The sequence below is a fragment of the Micromonospora sp. ATA51 genome (assembly GCF_016802855.1).
Taxonomy (GTDB): Bacteria; Actinomycetota; Actinomycetes; order Mycobacteriales; family Micromonosporaceae; genus Micromonospora; species Micromonospora sicca.
The window spans coordinates 1-4,835 of the sequence record NZ_JAEVHJ010000418.1; the positions used below are offsets into that span (position 1 = coordinate 1).

Annotated in this window: 2 protein-coding genes and 3 pseudogenes; 2 read left to right on the top strand and 3 right to left on the bottom strand. The window is 73.1% G+C overall.

Annotated features, from left to right (window positions below; translation table 11 throughout):
• Positions 1 to 2,348, top strand: a pseudogene (locus JNW87_RS34820) (FtsK/SpoIIIE domain-containing protein); the annotation flags it as partial.
• On the opposite strand, the gene JNW87_RS34825 reads toward JNW87_RS34820, so the two are convergent.
• Positions 2,323 to 3,489 carry a transposase gene (locus JNW87_RS34825; protein ID WP_236648745.1) on the bottom strand — a complete coding sequence of 389 codons (1,167 nt, stop codon included), beginning with the start codon at positions 3,487 to 3,489 and terminating at the stop codon, positions 2,323 to 2,325. The pseudogene JNW87_RS34820 and the gene JNW87_RS34825 sit on opposite strands and share 26 nt — an antisense overlap.
• Positions 3,441 to 3,575 (bottom strand): annotated as a pseudogene (locus JNW87_RS40025) (helix-turn-helix domain-containing protein); the annotation flags it as partial. The pseudogene JNW87_RS40025 and the gene JNW87_RS34825, both read right to left, overlap by 49 nt.
• A 151-nt stretch (positions 3,576 to 3,726) precedes the next feature.
• Here JNW87_RS40025 and JNW87_RS34835 point away from each other — a divergent pair.
• Positions 3,727 to 4,395 carry a hypothetical protein gene (locus tag JNW87_RS34835; protein ID WP_238455154.1) on the top strand — a complete coding sequence of 223 codons (669 nt, stop codon included), beginning with the start codon at positions 3,727 to 3,729 and terminating at the stop codon, positions 4,393 to 4,395.
• A 129-nt stretch (positions 4,396 to 4,524) separates the two neighbouring features.
• Here JNW87_RS34835 and JNW87_RS34840 read toward each other — a convergent pair.
• Positions 4,525 to 4,835 (bottom strand): annotated as a pseudogene (locus tag JNW87_RS34840) (cupin); the annotation flags it as partial.

A 4,835-nucleotide genomic window follows, 5' to 3' on the forward strand; every position in this document is an offset into this window, starting at 1 on the left:
GAGACGCCCGGCGCGGTGCGGATCGGCACCGTCCGGATCCCCGACGCCGAGCCGGTGCCCGCGCTGGTGCCGCTGCTGGACGCGGGCCACGTGCACCTGGCCGGCAGCGACCGGGCGGGCATCGCCGCGGTGGTGCCGGCCCTGCTGCTGCGTTCCGTCGGCCGCGCCGACCCGGGCGGGGTCCGCCTCTTCGGGTACGACCCGGAGCACCTCGGCGGCGGCCTGGCCGGGTTCGCCCCGCTGGGCACCGCCGGGCTGCTCACCTTCGTCGGCCCCGGCGGGCTCGGCCGGCTGCTGGACGACCTGGTGGAGCAGATCCGGCGGATCAACGAGACCGTGCTGGCCGGCGAGTACACCTCGCTGCGCGAGCTGGCCACGGCGACCGGCCGGCGCCCGGAGCCGTGGCGGGTGGCTGTGCTGCTCGGCGGCGACGAACTGTCCCGGCACGAGCGCGGCCAGCTGGACCGGGTGGTCCGCACCGGCGCCGCGTGCGGGGTGCACCTGGTGGTCCGCGGGATCGACCTGCCCGACGACCCGACCGTGTCCCGGGTGGTGGTGCAGCCGGACGGGGCCCGGATCGGCGGACTGCCGGTCGTCCTCGACGACCGCCGCCGGCCACCCTGGTCACCGAGACCTGCCGGGAGGTGGCGTCCCGGGTCAACGCCGGCCCACCGCCGACGCCCTTCGCCGACCTGCTCCCGCCACCGGAGCGGATGTGGCGGGAGGACTCGGCGCACGGGCTGACCGCGCCGATCGGCGAGGGCCCGCACGGCCGGCCGGTACTGCTCACCCTCGGCGACTACCCGCCGCACGCCCTGATCGGCGGTCCGTCCGGCACCGGCAAGACGAACCTGATCTTCGCCTGGATCGGCGCGCTGGCCTCCCGCTACTCCCCCGCCGAGCTGGAGTTCTACCTGCTGGACTTCAAGGAGGGGGTGTCCTTCGCCCGGTTCGCCCAGGGCCGGCGGGACCCGAGCTGGCTGCCGCACATGCGGCTGGTCGGGATCAACGTCAACACCGACCGGGAGTTCGGGCTGGGGCTGCTGCGCTTCCTCGCCGAGGAGCTGCGCCGCCGGGCGGACGCCGCCAAGAAGCACGAGGTCACCAAGCTGGCCGAGCTGCGGGCGGTGGACCCCACCGGGCACTGGCCGCGGATCGTCGCGGTGGTCGACGAGTTCCAGGCGCTGCTCGCCGGGCGGGACGTGGTGGCCCGGGAGGCCGCCGACCTGCTGGAGGACCTGGCCCGGCGGGGCCGGTCGCAGGGTATCCACCTGGTGCTCGCCTCGCAGGACGTCCGCGGCATCGAGGCGCTGTGGGGGCGGCCCGCCCTGGTCGCCCAGTTCACCCTGCGCATCGCGCTGCCCAAGGCGCTGCGCATCCTGGCCGAACGCAACGACGCCGCCCAGTCGCTGCCCCGGCACCACGCCGTGGTCAACGCCGAGTCCGGGCTGGCCGAGGGGAACGAGGTGGCCCGGATCCCGTCGGCCAGCGACTGGGAGAGCTGGAGCGAGCTGCAGCACCGGCTGTGGCGGATGCGCCCGGCCGACGCCGCCCCGGCCCGGCTCTTCGACGGCGATGCGATCCCCCGTCTCGCGGACGCGCCGGATTTCCGGGCGCTGACCGCGCCGGACGAGGGGGTGCCGCGCAGCCCGGTGGCCCTGCTCGGCGAGATCATCGACGTGCAGGCGCGGTCCGCGACGCTGCGGCTGCCCCGGGCCCCGGGACGCAACCTGGCGGTGCTCGGCACCCGGGTGGACGAGGCGTGCGCGGTGCTGGACGCCGCCGCCCGGTCCCTCGCGCGCCAACACCGCCCCGGCACCGCCCGGTTCTCCATCGCCTGCCTCGACCAGGACGCCGACCCGGCCGCCCGGGCCCTCTACGAGGACCTGGCCGACGACGCCGCCTGGTACGACGAGGAGACGATCCCGGAGCTGATGGCCGAGGTGGGCGACTCGCTCGGCGCGCCGGGCACCCGGAACACCCCGCACTACCTGCTGCTGTACGCGGTCGACGCGGCGGCCGGTCAGCTCGCCGGGCGGGCCGGGCGGCGTACCGGGCTGGAGCAGTTGCGCCGGATCCTGCACGACGGGCCGGAGCGGCGTACCCACGTGCTGGCCTGGTGGCGCGGGGTGGCCCGGATGCGGGTGGACCTGGGCGGGCCGGCCGCCCGCACCGACCAGATCGGCGCGTGGGTGGCGCTCGACGTGCAGGGCGCGGAGCTGGGGTCCTCGCTCTATCCGGGCACCGGGGGGCCGGACTGGTACCCCCGGCCGTGGCGGGGACTCTACTTCGACCGGGCGGCCCACCGCACCGGACAGGTGATCATCCCTTATGGTCCGTCCCGTTGACATCCTCCCGGCCCGATAGGACCGGGATTCCCACGGTCGCCCGTCGAGTTTCCTGCTTCGTCACTGACCGCCTCGTCCGGGAGGGCTCCCGTTGAGGGCTTACACCAGCTCCACAGGCAGACACCGCCAGCCCGGCGGCCAGAATGTTCCGCGCCGCGTTCACGTCACGGTCGTGATTGATGCCGCAGTCGCACGTCCATGTGCGGACGTGCAGCGGCATGGTGTCCCGTACGGCTCTGCATGTCGAGCACAGTTTGGAGGAGGGGAACCAACGGTCGACCGCAATCAACTTACGGCCGTACCACTGGGCCTTGTACTCCAGCATGCTGCGGAAATCGCGCCACGCCGCGTCGCTGATGGCGCGGGCGAGTGTGTGGTTTTTCAGCAGGTTCCGAACGGTGAGGTCCTCGATCACGATCGTTTGGTTTTCACGAACGAGCCGAGTGGTGATCTTGTGCAGGTGGTCGCGTCGCCGGTCGGCGATGCGAGCGTGAACCTTGGCGACCTTGCGGCGGGCCTTGTCCCGGTTCGCCGAGCCCTTGGCCTTCCGCGACAACTCCCGCTGGGCGCGGGCGAGCCGGGCACGGTCGCGCCGCTCATGCCGAAGGTTGGTGATCTTCTCCCCGGTCGACAAGGTCAGCAGGTTGTCAAGCCCGGCGTCTATCCCGATCGCCGCGGTGGTCGGGGGCAGCGGCTGAACGGTCGGGTCCTCGCACAACAAGGACACGAACCAGCGCCCAGCCGGGTCTTGAGACACCGTCACCGTCGATGGCTTCGCACCCTCGGGGAGAGGGCGGGACCACACGATGTGCAACGGCTCCGCCATCTTCGCCAACGTCAGCCTGCCGTCCCGGAAGCGGAAAGCGCTGGTCGTGTACTCCGCCGACTTCCGGCACCGCTTCCGCGACTTGAAACGCGGGTACTTCGCGCGTTTGGCGAAGAAGCTGGCGAGGCCGTCTGAAGATGACGCAGGGCCTGCTGGAGTGGGACCGAGGAAACGTCGTTGAGGTAGGCCAGTTCCTCTGTCTTCTTCCACGCGGTCAGCATCGCCGATGTGGCGTTGTAGGAGACGTGTTCCTGCCGGAGTGTCCACGCCTCGGTACGCGCCGCCAACGCGAGGTTGTAGACCTTCCGCACGCATCCGAACGTGCGCGACAGCTCAGCCGCCTGCGCGTCCGTGGGATAGAAGCGGTACTTGAATGCTCGCTTCACATGCGTGGTCTTCATGGCTTTCGAACTATCGCATCAACCTGTGACAACCTGCGGGTTGTCGGGAAGGGGCTCGGGTCCACAGTGCCGGCGACCGGCCATCCCTGCCCTGCTCCGCAGGCGTGCGGCTCCTTCCGGCGCTGATGCGGGGTTTCTCAAAGGAGTTCCGATGAACGAACCGGTCGCCAGTGAGACGTACGCCGCCCAGATCCGTCGGCTCGCCGAGCTGACCTCCCGGGTCGCCGCCCAGCGCGAGGAGGCGCACACCTGGTACGCGCAGCAGTGCGCCGCGGCCGACCGGGCGGTCGCCGAGGCCACCGCGCAGGTACGCCGCGCCGAGGCGGAGGCGGCCGAGGCGCGGGAACTGGTGGAGCGGGTCGACGCCGAGGCCGCGCACCTGTGGCAGGAGCTGCGGACCCGGCTGGGGGCGAGCGCGCGGCGGCTGGGTGATCCGCCCGGTCCGGCCCGGGACGCGTCCGGTGACCCGGTGCCGCTGCTGCACGGGGTCCGGGAGCTGCTGGACCGCACCCGTCAGCCGGGTGAGCTGCCGGGCTCGCTCAACCCGCTGCTGGTGCTCTGCGGGGTCGGCGGAGCCGTCGTCGCGTACGTCCTGGGGGTGGGGGCACGGGCGGTCGGCACCGGATCCGGCGGTGACCTGGCGGTCGGGATGCCGGTGCTGGGGCTGGTGGTGACGCTGCTCGGGCCGCTGGTGGGGTTGGCGCCGGCCCGGCTGCTGGCCGACCGCCGGCACGCCGTCCTGGGCCCCCGCCCGATCACCGTGGTGCTGACCGCCGGCCTGGTGACGACGGTCCTCCTGCTCGCCCTCGCCCCCCGCTGACCGTCCCTCCCCCACCTAGCGGCACCCGCCTGCGGTTGATCATGAAGTTGTTGCCGCGCCGCCCCGTGCCGGGTGACAACAACTTATGATCAACGAGGCCCGGTGCGGGCTGCCGCGAGGTGAAGGTGGTCAGGCGGGGGTGAGGACGGATTCCTTGAGGAGGCGGCGGGCGAGGACGATGCGGTCGGCGTCGTCGTCGAGGCCGGGGAGGTCGCCGACCCGGGTGACCTCGCCGGCGAGGACGGCACGCAGGGCCGGCTCGCAGGTGCCGGGCAGGGTGATGGTGCGGTCGAACAGGCGCAGCGCCACCTTCCCGTCTCCGGTCGGGGTGAGCTGCCAGCGCAGGCCGGCGCGGGGCGCCACCCGGCTGTCGGCGTCCATCGTGGCCAGGGCCGCGGCCTGGGCCAGGGGGCGGATCGGCGCCGGTCGGCCGCCGGCCA

What these genes read in the sequence shown, in the direction of transcription:
- JNW87_RS34825 (WP_236648745.1), bottom strand. Translation starts at nt 3,489, where the DNA reads ATGCGTGCGGAAGGTCTACAACCTCGCGTTGGCGGCGCGTACCGAGGC.
- JNW87_RS34835 (WP_238455154.1), top strand. Translation starts at nt 3,727, where the DNA reads ATGAACGAACCGGTCGCCAGTGAGACGTACGCCGCCCAGATCCGTCGG.